Source organism: Pseudomonas sp. ME-P-057, from assembly GCF_030208975.1.
GTDB lineage: Bacteria > Pseudomonadota > Gammaproteobacteria > Pseudomonadales > Pseudomonadaceae > Aquipseudomonas > Aquipseudomonas lutea.
In genome coordinates this window covers 141,550-159,821 of the sequence record NZ_JARVSX010000035.1, presented here as the reverse complement: position 1 = coordinate 159,821, position 18,272 = coordinate 141,550, and the positions used below count along the sequence as shown (strand labels likewise).

Annotated in this window: 17 protein-coding genes; 10 read left to right on the top strand and 7 right to left on the bottom strand. The window is 61.2% G+C overall.

Annotated elements, in window-relative coordinates:
- Positions 1–322: 322 nt before the first annotated feature.
- The 4 genes from QRN48_RS19300 to QRN48_RS19285 all read right to left on the bottom strand — a co-directional run bounded on the left by QRN48_RS19300 (position 323) and on the right by QRN48_RS19285 (position 4,772).
- Positions 323–2,806 (bottom strand): penicillin acylase family protein, encoded by a 2,484-nt coding sequence (locus tag QRN48_RS19300; protein ID WP_285352478.1) that lies wholly within the window; start codon positions 2,804–2,806, stop codon positions 323–325.
- Between the two features lie 505 nt (positions 2,807–3,311).
- Positions 3,312–3,956 carry a glutathione binding-like protein gene (locus tag QRN48_RS19295; protein WP_285352476.1) on the bottom strand — a complete coding sequence of 215 codons (645 nt, stop codon included), beginning with the start codon at positions 3,954–3,956 and terminating at the stop codon, positions 3,312–3,314.
- 122 nt (positions 3,957–4,078) lie between these two features.
- The gene (locus QRN48_RS19290; RefSeq protein ID WP_037012248.1) at positions 4,079–4,285 is read right to left on the bottom strand and encodes an SEC-C metal-binding domain-containing protein; all 207 of its coding nucleotides are present in this window, start codon (positions 4,283–4,285) and stop codon (positions 4,079–4,081) included.
- Between the two features lie 4 nt (positions 4,286–4,289).
- On the bottom strand, positions 4,290–4,772 hold the full coding sequence (locus QRN48_RS19285; RefSeq protein ID WP_285352474.1) for an LEA/WHy family protein: 483 nt from the start codon (positions 4,770–4,772) through the stop codon (positions 4,290–4,292).
- 102 nt (positions 4,773–4,874) lie between these two features.
- Between QRN48_RS19285 and QRN48_RS19280 the strand changes: the two genes are divergently transcribed.
- Positions 4,875–5,477 (top strand): hypothetical protein, encoded by a 603-nt coding sequence (locus tag QRN48_RS19280; RefSeq protein WP_037012243.1) that lies wholly within the window; start codon positions 4,875–4,877, stop codon positions 5,475–5,477.
- Between the two features lie 52 nt (positions 5,478–5,529).
- Here QRN48_RS19280 and QRN48_RS19275 read toward each other — a convergent pair whose 3' ends face one another.
- Positions 5,530–6,003: a YchJ family protein gene (locus QRN48_RS19275; RefSeq protein ID WP_285352471.1), complete on the bottom strand. Its 474-nt coding sequence runs from the start codon at positions 6,001–6,003 to the stop codon at positions 5,530–5,532.
- 10 nt (positions 6,004–6,013) lie between these two features.
- Positions 6,014–6,511, bottom strand: coding sequence for a DUF6231 family protein (locus QRN48_RS19270; protein WP_037012241.1), 498 nt, complete (start codon positions 6,509–6,511; stop codon positions 6,014–6,016).
- 242 nt (positions 6,512–6,753) lie between these two features.
- On the opposite strand from QRN48_RS19270, the gene QRN48_RS19265 reads away from it, so the two are divergent.
- The 3 genes from QRN48_RS19265 (at position 6,754) to QRN48_RS19255 (ending at position 8,836) form a co-directional block, all read left to right on the top strand.
- The gene (locus tag QRN48_RS19265; RefSeq protein WP_285352468.1) at positions 6,754–7,455 is read left to right on the top strand and encodes a PA1041 family peptidoglycan-binding anchor lipoprotein; all 702 of its coding nucleotides are present in this window, start codon (positions 6,754–6,756) and stop codon (positions 7,453–7,455) included.
- Positions 7,456–7,794: 339 nt separating this feature from the next.
- Positions 7,795–8,070 (top strand): DUF1145 domain-containing protein, encoded by a 276-nt coding sequence (locus QRN48_RS19260; protein ID WP_191944478.1) that lies wholly within the window; start codon positions 7,795–7,797, stop codon positions 8,068–8,070.
- 7 nt (positions 8,071–8,077) lie between these two features.
- Positions 8,078–8,836 (top strand): collagen-like protein, encoded by a 759-nt coding sequence (locus QRN48_RS19255; protein WP_420806900.1) that lies wholly within the window; start codon positions 8,078–8,080, stop codon positions 8,834–8,836.
- Between the two features lie 107 nt (positions 8,837–8,943).
- On the opposite strand, the gene QRN48_RS19250 is transcribed toward QRN48_RS19255, so the two are convergent.
- Entirely contained in the window at positions 8,944–9,408 is a 465-nt protein-coding gene (locus tag QRN48_RS19250) for a CopD family protein (protein WP_285352465.1), read from the bottom strand.
- Between the two features lie 129 nt (positions 9,409–9,537).
- On the opposite strand from QRN48_RS19250, the gene dinG reads away from it, so the two are divergent.
- The 6 genes from dinG (at position 9,538) to QRN48_RS19220 (ending at position 18,005) form a co-directional block, all read left to right on the top strand.
- A complete protein-coding gene (gene dinG, locus QRN48_RS19245) occupies positions 9,538–11,682 on the top strand; it encodes an ATP-dependent DNA helicase DinG (RefSeq protein ID WP_037012234.1) in 2,145 nt (714 codons plus the stop codon).
- 133 nt (positions 11,683–11,815) lie between these two features.
- A complete protein-coding gene (locus QRN48_RS19240; protein WP_191944480.1) occupies positions 11,816–14,149 on the top strand; it encodes a beta-galactosidase in 2,334 nt (777 codons plus the stop codon).
- 75 nt (positions 14,150–14,224) lie between these two features.
- Positions 14,225–15,373, top strand: coding sequence for a serine hydrolase domain-containing protein (locus tag QRN48_RS19235; protein ID WP_191944481.1), 1,149 nt, complete (start codon positions 14,225–14,227; stop codon positions 15,371–15,373).
- Between the two features lie 150 nt (positions 15,374–15,523).
- The gene (locus tag QRN48_RS19230; RefSeq protein WP_191944482.1) at positions 15,524–16,627 is read left to right on the top strand and encodes an OmpA family protein; all 1,104 of its coding nucleotides are present in this window, start codon (positions 15,524–15,526) and stop codon (positions 16,625–16,627) included.
- A 48-nt stretch (positions 16,628–16,675) separates the two neighbouring features.
- The gene (gene pdxH / locus QRN48_RS19225; RefSeq protein ID WP_037012227.1) at positions 16,676–17,323 is read left to right on the top strand and encodes a pyridoxamine 5'-phosphate oxidase; all 648 of its coding nucleotides are present in this window, start codon (positions 16,676–16,678) and stop codon (positions 17,321–17,323) included.
- 217 nt (positions 17,324–17,540) lie between these two features.
- Entirely contained in the window at positions 17,541–18,005 is a 465-nt protein-coding gene (locus QRN48_RS19220) for an outer membrane lipoprotein (RefSeq protein ID WP_285352460.1), read from the top strand.
- Positions 18,006–18,272 lie beyond the last annotated feature (267 nt).

Here is an 18,272-nt window from a genome sequence, read left to right as displayed (position 1 = left end):
CCACTGCGCAAAACCTGCGTTCAGCCTGCACCCAAGTCGCGATGGGTGTCGTCTGAGCTTTTTGCGATGAAGATCAAAATCAAAAGCAGATCAAGAGCTTCCCGGCTGAAGCCGGTCCCACAGAGGCACCGCCGGTCCCACTGGCTGCACGCGTTGCTTTTCGTGGGACCGGCTTTAGCCGGGAAGGGGCCGGTATGAGCACCATCAATCTTGCGGTTTAGCGCTTGATCGTTCCCACGCTCTACGTGGGAATGCATCCGGAGACGCTCTGCGTCATTGCTTAGGATCTCGCTGATAACTCCGGCATCCCAGTAAGTGCTGCTTACTTTCCGGGCGTCAGTGTCAGGCGCTGTTTGCCGTAGGCTTTTTCGAAGTTTTCCGGTTGCATCGGCACGGACATGTACAGGCCTTTCATCCACGGGTCTATGCCGTTGGCGTAGTACGGGCTGGCAGGGTTGCCGGATTGGCCGGCGGCGTTCTGCGCCATCATGGGCTCTTGTTGGGCGAAGTCGACGATCATGCGCATCGCCGGAACGACCGCGGCGTTGAAGTCCTGGCCCCAGTGGAAGCCCGAGGCGTTGAGCGTGGTGTGGTCACCGCCGCTGGCCACGGGGCCTTTGACTGCGCCGGCCTTGCTGCCACCCAACGCTGCGCTCAGCTGCGCGCTTTGCGAGGTCCACACGGTTTGATGCAGCTTGCCCCATTGCCAGGCCTTGTGATCGGCACCCAGCTGGCTGTCCCCTGTGGAGATTGCGGCGGCCAGGCTGCGCGCCAGGATGGCGGGCTTGTCTTCTTTTTGCGGCGTTTTCACGTCGTCCCAGTACGGACTGTCTTCGCGGCCCAGCAGGTGATCGGCTTGGGGTGAGTAGGACAGGTCTGCGTTTTGCACCAGCGCTTTCCAGGCCGGGCTGGTTTCCGGGCCCAGTTCGTCGAGGAAGGTTTGCCGCGCGCTTTCCTGCAGGAACAGCTCATAGACGGCGGCATCAGCCGACCCCGGCGACAGCCTGCCGTCGAACGCTATCAGACGGCTCAATGCTTCACGCGCCTTGTCCCGATCTGCCGATGGCAGTGCGTCGATGGCCTGCTTCAAAGGGGCTGACATGCCGGGCGCGGCGAACATTTTTTTAAGCTTCGCGGCGAAGGTTGTCGTTTGGTCATATTGCATGGCCACGGTGCTGCGCGTGTCTTGCTTGCCAGCGTTGGCCAGCTCGGCGATCCGTTCTGCACGCTCAGGATAGTCCCAGGAATTGGACAGCTGCATGCCATAGCCTTTGGGCATGGTGCGCTGGTTGGCGGTGGCGATCCAGCCTTGCTGCGAATCCTGATCGTACGGATGCAGCATGGCGTCGGCATAGCCGTCCCAGTCGAACTTGCCGTCCCAGCCTGGCGAGGGAATCAGCCCCAGCCCGTCACGACGGTTCGGGTATTTGCCGGTCACTTGCCAACCGGTGTTCGACGCATCGGCGAACACCATATTCAGGGTGATCGCGCGGATCTCACGGGTGGTGTCGAACGCCCGCTGCACGTTGGGTGCGCGGGTCAGATCGAACAGCGCATCGAGGGTTTTGTCGTCTTTGGCGTCCGGCGTTTGCAACGCGATGCCCAGCCCGCTTGCCAGTTGCGCGGCGCCTGCGTTGAGCAGCGGGCCATGCCGGGTTTCGTAGGCGGGCTCGCGGACCGGGCTCTGGCCCTTCACGAAGTAGGTTTCTTCATGCGCGCCAGCCGCCACCCATTTGCCGTCCGCCATGACCATCAGGCGGTTGTTTTCACGCTTGATCTTTTCGAGGAACAGGTCCTGGTTGTCGCCCATGGCCGGGCCCATGCCCCAGGCCAGCTTGCCGTTGAAGCCTGATAACACCAGTGGCAGGCCAGCCACGGTTGCGCCGGCGGCCTGGTATTTCGGCGAACGGATCTGCACGAAGGTCCACATGGAGGGAAGGGTGGGCGACAGTTGGCTGTCGGTGGCCAGCAGGCTCCTGCCGGCGCGGGCGCGCTGCGGCGAAATTACCCAGTTGTTCGACGCCGATACCCCCAGCAGATTGAGATCCGAGAGCTGCAACGCCGCCTTGTCCAGATCGCTCAGCCCCGGCAATTGGCTGCCCAGGTTCAAACCCTTGAGCTTGTCGGCTTCATCGAAAGGCAGCGCTTCGTCCGGATAGGTGGGCAGCAGCCAGGCCAGTTTGTCCGCCCCCACCTTTTGAGCCAGCACCAGCGAGGCAATTTCTTCCTGCAGATTCACCGACAGGCTGAAGTTGAGCAGGCTGAAAATCAGCGCCGAATCTTCCGGCTTCCAGTACTCCGGCTTGTAGCCCGAATCGGCAAGGTCAGCCGGCAGCTTGTCGCGATAGCGGAACAGGTAGGCATTGACGCCGCGCGCATACACCTCGAAGAAGCGTTTCAGGCGCGGCGAGGAAGCGGCGTACAACTGGCTGGCGGTCTGCTTGAGGTTGGCGGCGCGCATCATGCGATCGAGATCGAGCGCACCCGGTCCGGCGATTTCCGACAGCCGGCCCTGAGCCAGCAAACGCATTTGCATCATTTGCGTGATGCGGTCGCTGGCGTGGACGTAACCCAGGGTAAACAACGCGTCATGAAACGTGCTGCTTTCAATCAGCGGCATGCCCAGTGAATTGCGGCGGATAGAGACGTTCTGCGCCAGCCCTTTAATAGCGAACACTCCGCTGGCAGGCGGCAAGCTGTCACGGTCTTCACCCCCGAGCTGGCAACCCGCCAGGCTCAACAGACCGATCATGGCAGCGGCCACGCTCACGCGCGTTTTCAACGTTGAAAGGGCTGGCGACGCCATGATGTAGCTCCTGCGGGGGTGATCGTTCAAAGGGCGCTACGTTAGTGAGCCGTCGAGCGCCACGCAAGCCGGGGACGAGAGTTTATTTTCGGGATTTGGGGGGGAGCGGTCGTCAGCGCAGAGAGCAGACCGCAGAACCTGTGGGCTCGGCTTGCTGGCTGTCGAATCTGTTGGAGCTGGCTTGCTGTGCATCGAATCTGTAGGAGCCGGCTTGCTGGCGAACAGGGTGTGTCAGGCACCTCAGTAGCGACTGATCTACGCGGTTCGCCAGCAAGCCGGCTCCTACAACGGGTATTCGTCAGTTGGCAGCGCGGTACCGTCGGTGTTCGTCCGTCGGCGGAGTCGTAGAGCCTTCATTCGCCAGCAAGCCGGCTCCTACAACGGATATTAGTCAGTTGGCAGCGCGGTACCGTCGGTGTTCGTCCGTCGGCAAAGTCGTAGAACTTCGCATTCGTCAGCAAGCCTGCGCCCGCAGCTTTATCCGCCTGTCGGACGCTCTCAGCGGTCAGGGTTTCGGTGGGTTGATCTGGTCGACCAGCGCGTAGGCGCGTTTTACCGCATCACGACTGGCGATCGACTCGAACCAGCGCTTGAGGTGCGGGAAGTCATCCAGGTTCTGCTGCTGAAACGCGTGCGGCACGATCCACGGATAGATCGCCATGTCCGCAATGCTGTAGTCCTCACCCGCCACAAATGCGCGGTCGGCCAGGCGCTCGTTTAAAACGCCGTATAGCCTCGCAGTTTCGTCGACGTAGCGTTTGATGGCGTAGGGGATCTTTTCTTTGGCAAACCGGTTGAAATGGTGGTTCTGACCCGCCATCGGTCCCAGGCCGCCCATCTGCCAGAACAGCCACTGCAGGGTTTCCTGCCGACCGCGCAGGTCCTGGGTCATGAACCGGCCGGTCTTTTCCGCCAGATACAGCAGGATCGCGCCTGACTCGAACAGGTTCAGCGGCTGGCCACCGTCTGCCGGTTCGTGATCAACGATGGCCGGGATTTTGTTGTTGGGCGATATCTTCAGGAAATCGGGCTCGAACTGCTCGTTCGCGCCGATATTGACCGCAAAGATCTTGTAAGGCAGGCCCGCCTCTTCCAGGAAGATCGAGACTTTGTGGCCGTTGGGGGTGGTCCAGTAGTGCAGGTCGATCATGGTGCGCTCCGGGTGTGGTCATCACGACTGCCATTGAGGCTGACGCTGTTTTACCCCTTCGCATGTTCGTTGCACAAACAAAAACGGCCTGAAAGCTCAGGCCGTTGCAAGGGATCGGGCTGTCAGGCGCCGTGGCATTTCTTGAATTTCTTGTCGCTGCCGCAAGGGCAGGGATCGTTGCGGCCCACGTCCTTGAGCGTGTTGCGCACGGGCTCTTGGGGGGCGTGGTTGCAATGCGGGCCATGCACGTGGCCGTGGTCATGATGATGATCGTGATGGTCGTGATCGTGGTCGCAGTCTGGACCGTGCACGTGGGCTTGCTGGTTCATGGGGTTACTCCGGAATCAAATCGCCGGGGATTATGTCGCCATTGCGTCCAATGCGCACGCTGTGTCCGAATAAAAATCCGGTCTTGAGCTTGCCGTCCAGCCGGTAATGCACAGGCTGACCGGACTTGCCCAGCACCCGCGAGATGTCCTTGAGGTGCTCCCACAAATTGGTTCGGATCGGTACGGAGAAGTTCTTGTGGCTGTTGGCTTTGACAATGAACCAGTCGCTGTACACGCCCTCGCTGAGCAGCATGTCGTTGAGCATGATCTTGTAGCGCAAGCCGCGCACCAGCAGGCTTGAGTCATTCGGATTGTCGACTCTCAAGCGCAGCTTGAAATCCTGGCGCAGGAGTTTTGCCTTGACCACTTCAACTTTCAGCAGTTTGACGTCAGGGTCTTCAAACCCGCCGGTTATCCAGGTCGAGCAGCCGGTCAGCGCAAGTAATGCGCAGAGGCCTGCGATTCTGAGGACGTATGCTGCAAACATCGTGGGTCGCTCCCTTTTGCCCGGTCTGACAGTCGTCAGCGTGACTCGCCGTTCCACACAGCCTGCGCCATACTCGCGCCATGTGTCGAAGGAGTATTGACCATGAAGCTCTATGAAATCGTATTTTCCGGCCAACTGGTCCCGGGCGCGCAGCCCGATCTGGTCAAGGCCAACATGGCGAAGCTGTTTCAGGCCGACGCCCAGCGTATCGCGTTATTGTTTTCCGGTCGTCGGTTGGTGCTGAAAAACAATCTGGACGAGGCCGCAGCCGAAAAATACCGCTCGACGCTGGAGCGGGCTGGGGCCTCGGCCCAGGTTGTGCAAATGGCGCAGGCAGTCCCGCCACCACAGGAAGTGCCCGGTCAGGTGGAGGTCGAAGAGGTCGAGCTGGCGCCGCCGCCCGATGAGCCCAACTGGACACGCAAGCCCTCATCAGCAACCGCTCCGCGCACCGATGCCGCGCCAGCGCGTAAAGCCGAAGTCAAGCCACGCGACGTGTACATGGCCGCTTTCGTCGATGTGGAGGCGCCCGACTTCACGCTGTCCGAGCCGGGTCAGGACGTGCAGGATGCGAAAGCCCCGCCGCGCGCGCCGCAGCTTGATCTGTCGGCACTTAGCCTTGCACCTGCCGGGAGCGAGCTGGGTCAGGAAAAAGCTGAGCGGCAAGTACGGGTGCCGGACATTTCCCACATCCGTCTGGCGTGAAGGCTGCGCCTGTTTGAATGGTAGAAGACGGATACGGCGCTCAGCTCACCACTCAGTTGAGATATGCCGAGCAGCATTTCTTGAATTTCTGCCGGCTCCCGCAAGGACAGGCATCGTTACGGCCCGCCTTGAGCGACACCGTCGGGTCGATGAAAAACCAGCGCCCTTCATGCTGCACAAATGCGGAGCGCTCGCGATGCCGATGCTCGCCTTCGGCATCGTGCCAGCGTGCGGTGAACGTCACGAGGGCATGTTCAGGCTGGCCGCCGATCAGCTCGGCGCTCTCAACGTCAAGCCCCAGCCAGGTACTCTGCGCGCTCCATTGAGCAATGGCTTCGCGATCCAGGCCGTCTCTCTGCGCAGGCAGCGTGGTGTCCAGCAGATACTCCACCCGCCCCAATACATAGGCGCTGTAGCGCGAACGCATCAGTGCCTCGGCACACGGCGCCGGCAAGCCTTCGTGGTAGCGATTGCAGCAGCCGTCCAGAAGATTGCCGCTGCCACAAGGACATGTTGCGCTGCTCATGATGCGTCTCTCACCACCAGTACTTGCCGTAATTCTCCGGGTTGGCCCAGAACTTTGCGTTCAACCAGTCCGGCACCTGTTTGTATTCCCGCAGATCATAGGTGAACAGCGTCAACACCTGCTCGTCCCGGGAAAACCGTTCGCTGGCCTGCAGCGCCAACGAATAAAAATCCGTGGGCTGCCAGCCGCAGGCATCGAGGTCGGCCAACACCGCAATGCGGCTGGCATTGAGGTTGCGGATGCCGCCCAACAGTTCCAGCCCTCCGCGTTTTTGCATGTGCTCCAGACAGTCGACCACCAGCGCCAGGTCGAATCGCTGCCCGGCCAGTTCAGCGGGTAGACGTCCGGGCGCGGCCCATGCCAGCTCGGTCTGAGGATGTGCTTCGCAAAAAGCCTGCAGGGCCGGAAAACGCTCGGCGCCGATCAATAACAGACGCTTGGGCGCGTAAAGATCGAGCAGAGCGGCCAGGGCCTGTTGCGGCGTGCGGCTGGAGAAGCGATCGGTCATTTGAGGTCCTCGGTCGGACGGGAAGGTTAGCGCGCAAAACTCCAATGGCCTAGTGCTGAACTTTTCCATTTCGCGGCGTGACAAAGCGTACGGAGTGAAGGCAAAAGGCTATTCCCCCAAGAAGAGTCCGTATTGTGCGGTAAATACCGTAACAGCCGCCCACATTGGGGTGGCGAACGGCCCCACACGCGTCTTTACTGCATTTCAGTCGGTTTTAGCCGATACCAAAGGAGAAGAACTGTATGAGCATGATTCGGACAGCGTTACCTCTGATTTTGGTGACCAGTGTATTGACGGGGTGTGCGGGCTTGCAAAAGACCGACTGGCCTCTGTGCGCGGCGGGCGGTGCGCTGAGCGGCGCAGCGATCGGGGCCTTTCAGAGCGCATCGGTGGCGGCAGGTTTTGGCGCTGCGGTCGGCGTCATGGCTGGCGCGTATTGCTGGACGCATGGCGACGGCGATGATGACGGTGACGGCGTCCTCAATAGCAGGGACAAGTGCCCGGACACGCCTAAAGGGACGCCGGTCGATGCAACCGGTTGCCCACTCGTAACGCCGGCGCCTGAGCCTGTTGCCGCGCCGGTGGTGCTGCCGAAGGAAGAAGTCATCACCATCCGCGATGTGCATTTCGAGTTCAATAAAGCCACGCTGACGCCAGGTGACAAACAGCAACTGGACATGGTCGCCACCAAGCTAAAAACCGAGGCGCCTGACGTCCAGCTGCATGTCAGCGGTCACACCGACAGCGTCGGCGGTGATGCGTACAACCAGAAACTGTCGCAGAAACGCGCGCAGTCGGTGACCGATTATCTGGTTAGCGCAGGCATCCCGCGTGCTTCGTTTGTTTCCGTGGAAGGCGACGGTGAAGCGCGTCCGGTTGCGGACAACAAAACCGCCGACGGCCGTGCCCTGAACCGCCGCGTTGAGATCAAAATCAACCGTTAAGACAAGGTTGATGCGGTAAAAGAAGCCCCGGTTCAACAGCCGGGGCTTTTTATTGTCGGCGACTTCGTCGCCACCGCAATCCCGACCGCAATGACAACTGATTGTCACTGAACCTGTAGGAGCCGGCTTGCTGGCGAACCCGGTACTTGCCAACACAGATAGATGTGCTTGTTCGTGATGGCCAGCAAGCCCCCTCTACAACGACATGGCCTGCTTGCCCTTGATCCATTCAACACCTGTAACTTTTGAAACCTGCCTCTGGCATAGTCCCGCGCGTCACCGTACTGTGCGCAAATCATTTTTCACCGCACAAAATCAATAAAACAGCAGAGGCCTTGCATGAGTGTGTTTTGGGGAACAGGGAAAGTGCTGACAACGGGGTTCTGGCTGCTGGTGCTTGCCAGCCTTGCCACCGTCATGCCAAACCCCTTTGACGTGCTGTTCAAACTGGCGGGCGGGTTGTTGCTTCTTCTCCATGTCATTGAGCTCATCGGCTTCAATGCCACCCTGCGCGGCCGGCCACACCCGGCGCGGGACCGCCTGATGATCCTGCTCTTTGGCATCTTCCACTTGAACACCATCGCACGCCCACAGGCCGAGGTTAATCATGCGTAACGCAATGCTGATGACGGCGGCTCTGCTGTCGGCGCTGAGCAGTTCCTGGGTCATGGCCCAAAGCATTTCCGTTGAGTCTCATTCGCTGATGCGTCTGCCCTCCAAGACCAGCGTGTTGCAACTGGACCGACTCGAAGTCGCCGATTACGGCACTCTCCTGATTCCGGCAGGGCTCACTGAGGTGAAAGTGGGGCAACTGATCATGGGCCACGAGTCACGCATCGCCATCGTGCCCAGCGCCGAGCCGTTCAGCTTGCAAGTCAAGCAGGGCGACCTGGGCACCGGCGCGGAAATTACCGCACGCGGCGCACCGGGAACCTTCGAGAAGGCGCCTACTCCAGGCCGTAACCTGACCCTGCGTATCGAACAACTTAATGCCGATCAGCTGTTTGTCGATGCCCGTGGCGGCGCCGGCTCGCCGGGATACGTCGGCCTGGATGGCGGCAATGGCATCGATCCGGGATGCACATGGGGCTCGGCCAGTCGGGGAATCGATGGCGATAATGGCGGCAATGGCCGCGATGGCGCCCCAGGTGCCGTCGTGCGCCTTGAACTGCCGGCAACCTTCACTAACGACCGCATAAAGGTCAACGTTCAAGGCGGTGCCGGTGGCGTTGGCGGCGACGGCGGGCGGGGTGGCAAAGGCGGCGCGTCCAAAGGCTGCGTGGTCTACCGTGCTGACGGCGCCAAGTCCGGCAAGAACGGCGAAAAAGGCCAGTCTGGTGCGGTCGGGCCAGCGGGCGCTATTGTGGTTCGCAACCTCTGATTCGCCTCCACGCGATAGCTGCTTCGCGGCGTGGCCCTGTGTCTGAACGCACATTTACCTTCGGGTGATGGCCGCAACGCATGGAGCTGAATGTAGGGCCAAATGGCTCAGAACATGGGCCTGCTGGCAGCAATCGCCACGACGGCCATTCCCACGATCAGATTGATCCCCACCAGACGTTTGATGCCGCCCAGTGCGGCGGCGCCCTCAGCCCATTGCTCGGCCAGTACGGCCTTGCGCAACTGGGGAAGGTTCAGCGTCGATGCCCGCAGAAACAGCGCCACCATCACAACGTACAGGCCCATCATCACCTGGACGTAGCGTGGCGCCGTCTGAAAGCCACTGAAATTCATATTGATCATGCCAATACCGGTGACCGGCAGCAGGATCACTGCGGCCCATACCCACACGAAAAACCGTGGCAAAACCTGCAGCCACAGCTTCAACCGGGCCGGGCCCTCCAGCGCTGCGATGACCGCCGGTCGAAGAATCATCCAGGCGAAAAACATTCCTCCTACCCAGGCAATCGCTGCCAGTACGTGCAAGACGTAGACAAAGGCTACAGGTGACATCCAGAACTCCGATCTGCGCAGAAAGAATTAGCGCGGTATGATAGCCGCCCGCCGAGAGTACTGAAGATATATCCAGCGGTTTTCGTGTTTTCATTCAGCACCCGTGACGCCGAGCCAACGACCCAGCCCATGATCAGCACCGAACTCAAATCCCAGATTCAGGGCGCCTACTCGCGTTTCCTCGAAGCCAAGAGCCTCAAGCCTCGCTACGGTCAGCGTCTGATGATCGCTGAAGTGGCCAAGGTGCTGGGCGACGTCGACACCGACGAAGAAGGCCGCCGTTCGGGAGACCCTGCCGTGGTGGCGGTCGAGGCGGGGACCGGCACCGGTAAAACCGTGGCCTACGCGATTGCAGCCATTCCGACCGCCAAAGCCGCCGGCAAACGGCTGGTGATCGCGACTGCGACCGTCGCGCTGCAGGAGCAAATCGTCTACAAGGACCTGCCCGACCTGATGCGCAACAGCGGCTTGAACTTCACGTTTTCGCTGGCCAAGGGTCGTGGTCGCTACATGTGCCTCTCCAAGCTGGACATGCTCCTGCAGGAAGGCGACGCCCAGAGCGCAACCGCGCAGCTGTTCGAAGAAGAAGGCTTCAAAATCGAAGTCGACGAGGCCAGCCAGAAGCTCTTCACGACGATGATCGAGAAGCTCGCCGGCAATAAATGGGACGGCGACCGCGACAGCTGGCCCCAGGAGCTGGCCGACCAGGACTGGGCGCGCCTGACCACCGATCACAGCCAGTGCACCAACCGCCACTGCCCGAACTTCCAGCAATGTGCCTTTTACAAAGCGCGCGAAGGCATGGGCAAGGTCGACGTCATCGTCACCAACCACGACATGGTTCTCGCCGACCTCGCGCTGGGCGGCGGTGCGGTTCTGCCCGACCCCCGCGACACGCTGTATGTGTTCGACGAAGGCCATCACCTGCCCGACAAAGCCATCGGCCACTTTGCGCATTTCAGCCGTTTGCGTTCCACTGCCGACTGGCTCGAACAAACGGCAAAGAACCTCACCAAATTACTAGCCCAGCATCCGCTGCCGGGCGATCTGGGCAAGCTGATCGAGCAGGTGCCGGAGCTGGCTCGCGAGATCAAGACCCAGCAGCAATTCATGTTCACCGCCTGTGAGCAACTGGCGGACTTCAAGCAAGGCGAAGACATGGAAGGGCGCGAGCGTCCGCGTCATCGCTTCATTGGCGGTGTAGTCCCCGAGCACATGCGCGAAATGGGCATCGAGCTGAAAAAAGGCTTCGCCCGGCTCGACGACCTGTTCACCCGCCTGACCGAGCTGCTCAAAGAAGGCATGGACGGCGAGGTCAACATCGGCATCGCCAGCCACCAGGCCGAAGAGTGGTATCCGTTGTTCGGCAGCCTGCTGGCTCGCGCCCATGGCAACTGGGAGTTGTGGACCGCATTCACTGCCGAAGACCCGGAAAACAGCCCGCCCATGGCGCGTTGGCTGACCCTGGCCGACAGCGGCTCGTTGTTCGACATCGAGGTCAATGCCAGCCCGATACTCGCAGCCGAAATGCTGCGCCGGAATCTGTGGAACGTGGCCTATGGCGCGCTGGTGACCTCGGCGACGCTCACGGCCCTCGGCAAGTTCGACCGCTTCCGCATGCGTGCCGGGCTACCCAAAGACGCCGTCACTGCGGTGGTGCCAAGCCCGTTCCATCACGCCGACGCTGGCGTGCTGCGCGTGCCGGACCTCAAGGCCGACCCGCGCAATGCCGCTGAACACACGGCGGCGATCATTCGCGACCTGCCCGGGCTGGTTGAAGGCTCCAAAGGCACCCTGGTGCTGTTCTCGTCACGCAAGCAGATGCAGGAAGTGTTTGACGGTCTGGAGCGGGACTGGCGCAAACGGGTGTTCATTCAGGGCAATCTGTCCAAGCAGGAGACCCTCAACAAGCACAAGGCTCGGGTGGACGGTGGTGACGAAAGCGTCCTTTTCGGGCTGGCCAGCTTCGCCGAAGGTGTCGACCTTCCTGGCGCGTACTGTGAGCATGTGGTGATCGCCAAGATCCCTTTCGCGGTGCCGGACGATCCGGTCGAAGCCGCACTGGCGGAATGGATCGAGGCGCGCGGCGGCAATCCGTTCATGGAAATCGCCGTCCCCGACGCTTCGTTGCGCCTGATCCAGGCGTGCGGTCGTTTGCTGCGTACCGAGCAGGATCGCGGCATCATCACGTTGCTCGATCGCCGGGTCGTCACCCAGCGGTATGGCAAAGCCATCCTCAATGCACTGCCGCCATTTCGGCGCGAAATTTCCTGAGGCCGTGTCGTTGATAAAACGTTGCTGACAAAACGTTGCAAACGAACACGGTTGACCGGGCTTTCCCGGTCCGCCTGGCTGCGCATCACCTGTTGCGCGTCAGGCCGCAGACGATCAAGGAGCTTCCGATCACATGATTCGCCGTTCACTGCCCGCCATTCTTGCCACGCTGTGGGTCGGCATGGCCCACGCCGCGCCCGATGTGCAACAAACGCTGTTCAACTTCGTCCGGCCTGCCGACGTCGTTAAAGTCACCACACAGGATGCTGGTTTTCCACAGGCCAATGCCGAACAGACCGCCGAGGGTGAAGTGCTGCGCCGCGTCATCTTCAATCCGGCTGCAAAACCAAGTCTGCGCTTGACGCCGCAGGCAGGTGTGTGGGACTGGAGTCAGGACAGCGCGATGACCCTGCGCCTTCAAAGCGCGATGGACTGGGCCCTGACCCTGTATGTGCAGATTGAAAGCCGTGACGGCAAAATCCTCACCAGCCGCATTGATTTGCCCGCCGGCCCTGCACAAACCCTGGTCCTCCCACTCAAAGCCAGCTCACCCCTGACCCAAGGTATGCGCGCCGGTCCGCCGATGCCATGGACCTACGAGGGGCAGCGGGTATTGCTGGCCAACACCGAAGGTGAGTTGAACAGCGCTGAAGTTTCATCGGTCACCGTGTCGATGTCACAGCCCAACGTTGCGCAGAGCGTGCTGATCGAAAAATTCGGCGTGCAAGAAGGCAACGCCATGCAAACCGCGGCCTACAGCAACCTCGTCGACAGTTACGGGCAGTTCACCCGGGGCAAGTGGCCAGAGAAGGTCGCCAGTGACGATCAACTCAAGTCCCAGGCCGGCAAGGAGCAGCAGCAGTTGCAAGCCTGGCTGAAGGACCGCCCGGCCCACGATAAATACGGCGGTCTGGTCAGCGGCCCGACCTTTGAAGCGAAGGGGTTCTTCCGCACTGAAAAGCGCGACGATCGCTGGTTTCTGGTGACGCCGGAAGGCCACCCCTTCTACTCGCTCGGGGTCAATGCCGTGTCCCTGGACGACAGCCAGACCTACGTCGAAGGCCGCGAAGGTATGTTCACCGGCCTGCCCGGCAGCGACGATCCACTCGCCGTTTTCTTCGGAAAGGGTGATGACAACCGCGAAACAGGCGCGAACCGGAACCGGCAGTTCGACCAGGGCCGGTGGTTCGATTTCTATGGTGCCAATCTGCAGCGCACCTATGGCGCGCCCAAATGCGCGGACGCGCCAAGCCCCGCTGAAAGCCGTGACGATGAAGAAGCCGCCGCTGCCAACCCGGCAAGCGCGGCCGCACCCGTCCCTGCGCCTGCGACGGATAAGCCTGTGGCAGCAGCGGTTGATTGCAAACCGCCCATTGTGGACAGCCAACGTTGGGTCGATCACACGCTGCAACGGCTCCGGGCCTGGGGCTTCAACACCATCGGCAACTGGAGCGAGCCCGCGCTGGAAAACGCGGAAAGCGACCGGCAAGACCGCGTTCCGTACACGCTGCCGCTGTCCATCGTTGGCGATTACGTGAGCATCAGCACCGGTCAGGACTGGTGGGGCGGGATGCCGGACCCGTTCGATCCGCGCTTCGCCATGGCCACCGAACGAGCCGTTGCCATCGCCGCACGCGACCACCGCGACGACCCTTATCTGATCGGCTATTTCGCGGACAACGAACTGGCTTGGGCGGCGCCAGGCAATGATCCGAAAGAGCGCTACGGCTTGGCGTACGGCACGCTGAAGCTGACCACCGATGTGCCGGCCAAGCGAGCATTTCTCAAGCAACTGCGCGACAAGTACCGGAACGAAGAGGGGTTGTCCAAAGCGTGGGGCATTCATCTGTCTGCCTGGGAATTGATGGAAGATCCAGGTTTTGAACCGCCGCAACCGAGCCCGGATCACCCGGAAATCGAAAACGACTTCCGGTATTTCCAGCGCGTATTCGCAGAGACCTATTTCAAGACAATCTCCGACGCCCTGAAATGGCACGCGCCCAACCATATGCTGCTTGGCGGACGTTTCGGCGTCACGAGCCCTGAAGCCGTCGAAGCCTGTGCGAAGTATTGCGATGTGCTGAGCTTCAATATGTACACCCTCAAGCCACAGGATGGGCTGGATTTTGCGAAATTGAGAGTGCTGGACAAGCCTGTGCTGGTCACCGAGTTCCACTTTGGTTCTCGTGACCGTGGTCCGTTCTGGGGCGGCGTACTCGAAGTGCCCCGAGAAGAAGACCGGGGTCCCGCGTATGCCGGCTTCCTGAAAAGCGCGCTGGCCGAGCCTTCGATTGTCGGCGTTCACTGGTTCCAGTATTTGGACCAGCCTGTGACCGGCCGCCTTCTGGATGGCGAAAACGGGCACCTGGGCCTCGTCGGCATCACCGATGTGCCTTACCAGGGTTTTGTGGAGGCTGTGCGCAAAGCCAATGCCCAGGTGGCGGATGTGATCGGCAAGCGGCCTTAGCCGGGCGGTTCACAAAGCCGCCATTCACTGGAACAATGTCCGCCATTTTTCGCCGCCCGACCGGAGAGCCAGACCGTGCAGATTCAAGGCCATTTCGAGCTTCAGTTTGAAGCGGTACGCGAGGCGTTCGCCGCATTGTTCGACGATCCGCAGGAGCGTGGCGCTGCGTTGTGTGTGCAGATCGGCGGTGAAACGGTGCTGGATGTCTGGGCGGGCACGGCCGACAAGGACGGCAGTGAAGTCTGGCACAGCGATACCATTGCCAATCTCTTCTCCTGCACCAAGACGTTCACTGCCGTCACGGCGTTGCAGCTGGTAGGGGAGGGCAAGTTGAACCTCGATGAACCGGTTGCACGGCTCTGGCCCGAGTTCGCCGCCAGTGACAAACAGTCCATTACGCTGCGCCAACTGCTTTGTCATCAGGCTGGCCTCCCTGCAATTCGGGAGATGTTGCCGGCTGAGGCGCTTTATGACTGGCACGCCATGACCGACGCGCTGGCGGCCGAACAGCCCTGGTGGACGCCGGGGCAGGGCCATGGTTACGCGGCGATTACCTACGGCTGGCTGGTGGGCGAGCTGATTCGCCGTGCTGATGGTCGCGGGCCGGGCGATTCAATTGCGGCGCGGATTTCGCGACCCTTGGGCCTGGATTTTCATGTCGGGCTGGCGGAAGAGGAATTTGACCGGGTCGCCCATATCGCCAGGGGCAAGGGCAATACCGGTGACGAGGCCGCGCAACGCCTGCTGCAGACCACCCTGCGCGAGCCTGCCTCCATGACGGCAAGAGCGTTTACCAACCCTCCGTCGATCATGACCAGCACCAACAAGCCCGAATGGCGGCGCATGCAGCAACCCGCCGCCAACGGTCACGGCAACGCGCGCAGTCTGGCCGGCTTCTACAGTGGCTTGCTCGATGGCAGCCTTTTGGATGGCGACTTGCTTAACGAGCTGACGCGCGAGCACAGCATCGGTCAGGACAAGACACTCCTCACCCAGACCCGCTTTGGCCTGGGCTGCATGCTTGATCAGCCGACCGTACCGAACGCGACCTTCGGGCTGGGCGCCAAAGCGTTTGGACACCCTGGCGCTGGCGGTTCAGTGGGGTTCGCCGATCCCGAGCGCGACGTCGCGTTTGGCTTCGTGACCAACACACTGGGTCCCTATGTACTGATGGATCCTCGCGCCCAACGCCTGGTGCGCGTGCTTGGTGAGTGTTTGCAATAAGTTTCGTCGTTAAGTGCTTGTTCTACCGACTGTCAGTTAATCTTGGTTAACCGAACCGTAGGGCGGTTTCTTTTTCCAAAACCGCCTTTATGCGTGTTATATGAGCGCTGCTTCGTTCATTTTCTGATCAATTATTTGTGTGGGTCACCCATGTCAGCCAACAAAAGTCTCGCATTTGCTCTGTGCCTCGCCGTCACCGGCTGTGCACAAACCCCTCAGGATCAATCAGCCAGCAACGATCACTGGTGGTCGTTCGGCTCGGGCAAAGGTGCGGATGCCGCTCCGGCAACTCAGGCACCAAGTCCAGTGGCGGCGCAGGTAGCGAAGTCTCAGGCCGAAACCGGCACGCGTTGGTACTGGCCGTTCGGTTCGGACCATGGCGTCACCGAGAAGAAGCCCGAGGTCGCGGCAACCCAGCCTGCCGCTCCGGCCGTCGCTCAAGCCAATGACGGCGCCAAGTGGTGGTGGCCGTTCGGGGCCAGCGAGGCCAGGAAAGACGCGGCGCCAGTGCTGCCGAAGATCGACCCCAAGGTCACCCAGGCGTGGCTGGACCTGAACGAGCCGAAAGTGCGCGAAGCGATCAAGGACAGCCAGTTCCAGCTCGAGCGCCGTGACGACATTCTCGTGGTGACCGCGCCCGTCGACAGCACCTTCAATCCGAAGCGTCCGGAAATGCTCCTGCCGACCAACCTTGGCCCGATCAGCCGCATGGCCAAGATCGTTGAAGTCGACCAGCGCGCCGCCGTTCTGGTGTTGGGCCACAGCGATGTCGCCAGCGATGCCGACCTCAAGATCAGCCAGCAGCGTGCCCAATCGGTCGCGGCGATTTTCCGCCTCAGCGGCCTGCAGCGTAACCGTCTGAGCCTGCGTGGCATGGGCGCCGACATGCCGCGCGCAGCCAGCGACAGCGCCCCGGGTCGTGCCCTGAACCGTCGTGTTGAAATCATCCTCACCCCGCAAGACACCATGGTTGCCCAAATGGCCAAGTACAACTTGCCGCCAGCGCCGACCCTGCTGGCCGTGCAAACTGCCAACGCCCCGGCTCCCGCACCGGTTGCTGCACCGGCCAAGGCCGCTGCACCTGCCAAATCGGCTGCACCGGCCAAGAAAGCCGTTGCGAGCAAGGCTTCCGCAGCCAAAACGCCTGCGGCCAAAAAAGCCCCGGTGAAAAAAGCTGCGCCGGTGAAAGCCAAGGCAGCGCCTGCCAAAGCTGCGGCCAAGAAACCCGCCCCGGATGCTCAGGCCGGCAACTGAGGTTATTATCGGGATCCCGCTCACGGATCTCGATAAAGGAAGGCAGTGATGAGCCAGCATCTGGCCGATATGCGCCGTAATTATGCCCGCGAAGGTTTGACCGAAGCCCAGGCACCGGAAGAACCCTTCGCGCTGTTTCGCCGCTGGTTTGACGAGGCGGTCGAAACGGAGCAGGCGCCTGTCGAAGCCAATGCCATGACGCTGGCGACCGTTGACGTTGACGGTCGTCCCCACTGCCGGGTCTTGCTGCTCAAGGGGCTCGATGCCCACGGCTTTACGTTCTTCTCCAACTATGAGAGTGCCAAAGGTCAGCAGCTGAGCGAGCGGCCCTTCGCCGCCATGACATTCTTCTGGCCCACGCTGGAACGTCAGGTGCGGATCGAGGGGCGGGTGGCAAGAGTCAGCCACGAAGAGTCCAACGCTTACTTCCAGATCCGCCCGCTCGGCAGCCGACTCGGCGCATGGGCATCGCCGCAAAGCCGGGTTATCGCCGACCGTGAAGAACTTGAAGGCCTGCTCAGGGCCACCGAGGCCCGATTCAGCGATTTGCAACCCGAGTGTCCCGAGCACTGGGGCGGTTACCGCCTCGTCGCGGATCGCATCGAGTTCTGGCAAGGGCGCCCCAGTCGCCTGCATGACCGCCTCAATTACCGGTTGGTGCAAGAGACGTGGCAGCGCGAGCGTCTGGCGCCTTAGCCCCCGGCTCAACGTGCCAGCGGTCAGGTAAAAGGCCATGGGGCAGGGCCTCTGTCACACTTTTATTTGAATCAATGCCTGGCGCTGCCGTCCATTGTTTGAGACGTGGACGGGTTGCTGTATCACGGCTGAATAAACGTAAATTATCGGTACAGGACCGTGACATCGATTAACGTCGCAGAGTCTAATGGCTACCTGTTCCTCTGGAGATACTGTTATGCGCAAGTCTGTTCTGTTGGTTGCTTCGTTCACCGCCATGGCGTTGACGCTGGGCGGCTGTACTTCGAGCCTCACCGGTGACTCGTACTCGCGCGACGAAGCTCGCCAGGTGCAGACCGTACGCCTGGGCACCATCGAGTCGCTGCGCCCGGTGAAGATTGAAGGCACCAAAACCCCGATCGGCGCGGGCGCTGGCGCCATTGTTGGCGGCGTCGGCGGCAGCGCCATCGGCGGCGGCCGTGGCAGCATCGTGACTGCGGTGATCGGTGCAGTCGCCGGCGGTTTGCTGGGCTCGGCGGCTGAAGGTGGCCTGACCCGTGCTCAGGGCGTTGAGATCACCGTGCGGGAAGATGACGGCACCATGCGTGCCTACGTGCAGGAAGTTCAAGAGAACGAGATCTTCCGGGTCGGTGAGCGCATCCGCATCATGACGGTCAACGGCACCAGCCGCGTCAGTCACTAAGCCGAGCTGTCGCTCACAAAGCGGACCTTCAATCCGCTTACTGAAACGCCCCGATGATTCGGGGCGTTTTCGTTTATCTGCTCTCGTTCATGTGGCGTCTGAATGCGGGGCCGATGAGCAGCACGCGACCGCCCTGAACCGCGGGGCAGTCATGGTGCTGCCAGGGTAGACCGAGCGGCAACCTTTCGCGTTTGCGCAACACCCCAAACCGGTTCGCCAGCAAGCCGGCTCCTACAGCTTTTCCGGACACCCCCTGAAATCTGCGGC